The organism is Janibacter corallicola NBRC 107790 (assembly GCF_001570965.1).
GTDB classification, from domain to species: domain Bacteria; phylum Actinomycetota; class Actinomycetes; order Actinomycetales; family Dermatophilaceae; genus Janibacter; species Janibacter corallicola.
On the sequence record NZ_BCSR01000087.1, the window covers coordinates 1 to 1333 of the forward strand.

A 1333-nucleotide genomic window follows, 5' to 3' on the forward strand; every position below is an offset into this window, starting at 1 on the left:
GGGGAAGACGAGCAGCTGCGGCGGGCCGTCGTCGGTCAGGGCGAAGCAGCCCCCCGGGCCCGTGATGAGCTTGCCCCCTGGGGGCCGGCCGCACCGTCGGGCGCGGGACCGGAGCGCTGGAGGGCGAGGACGCCCTGGTCGCCGGCCACGGTCACGTCGAGACCGCCACCGTCCCCCTGCGTCGACTCGGCGTCGTCGCCCGAGGACGTCGTCTTCTCCCCGGAGGACTCCTCGGTGGGCTCGGCACTCGACGTCGTGGTGGTCGTCGTGGTCTCCTCGGGCTGCGCGTCGTCCGATCCGCAGGCGCTCAACCCCAGCGCCAGGGCGGCCAGGGCGGCGGTGGTGGTGGCACGGTGGGCGAACGACATCGGTGGTCCTCCTGGGCCTGGTCGGACGGGTCGCGCCCGAATGTCTGCAAGTGACACACATTAGGACAGGGTCGGAGGAGACCCACGTCACACCCGTGACGTGCGGAGGGAGCCGACCGAGAGGAGAGATGGACGGCACCGCACCCTGTCAAGCTCGGCGGAGACCGCATCGCCGCGGTGCACCTCGGTGGCAGCGACGACCCTGCAGTCCCGGTGCTCGTCGTGCACTACGGCACCCCGCACACCGGCCGCCACCCCTCACGGATCGCGGACCTGGCGACCGACCTCGGGCTGCGCCTCCTGTCGGTGACCCGCCCCGGCTTCGGCGGTTCACCCCGGCGCGCCGGGCGCACCGTCGCCGACGTCGTCGAGGTGCTCGACAGGCTCGGCGTGGACCAGGTCGCCACGGCCGGCTACTCCGGCGGCGGACCGCACGCCCTCGCCCTGGCCGCACTGCTGTCCGATCGCGTCGGTGACGTCGCGACCTTCGCCTCCCCGGCGCCGTACGGCGGGTCCTCGGCGTGGTTCGCGGGCATGGCCGGCGATGGTGGCGGCCTGCGGCCGGCTGCCGAAGGGAGGGAGACCCGCGAGGCGCACCAGCGCACCGCCGAGTTCGACCCCAGCAGCTTCACCGGGGCCGACTACGCCGCCCTGGAGGGCGACTGGTCGGGCATCGGCGAGGACGCGCAGGCAGCGGGCGGCGCGGACGGCGATGCCGGGGAGATCGACGACGACCTCGCGTTCGTCGCACCTTGGGGTGTCGGCCTCGGCCGGATCACCGGCAGGGTGTCCCTCTTCCAGGGTGAGGCGGACCGGATCGTCCCCGCCCACCACGCGGACCGGCTCAGCGCGCTGCTGCCCACCGCCGAGATCCATGTGCTGCCCGGGTCCGGGCACGTCGCCGTCCTCGAGCGCCTCCCCGGGTGGATGCGCTCGATCGCTCCGGCGGCAGCCGCTGCCTCGGA

General features: G+C 74.5%; 2 protein-coding genes. One reads left to right on the forward strand and one right to left on the reverse strand.

Going from position 1 to position 1333, the window contains the following annotated elements; genetic code table 11:
* Positions 1-35: 35 nt before the first annotated feature.
* A complete protein-coding gene (locus JCO01S_RS15225) occupies positions 36-368 on the reverse strand; it encodes a hypothetical protein (protein ID WP_068257687.1) in 333 nt (110 codons plus the stop codon).
* Between the two features lie 213 nt (positions 369-581).
* Here JCO01S_RS15225 and JCO01S_RS15230 point away from each other — a divergent pair.
* A partial coding sequence (locus tag JCO01S_RS15230) for an alpha/beta fold hydrolase (RefSeq protein WP_245634470.1) occupies positions 582-1333 on the forward strand: 752 nt, incomplete at its 3' end.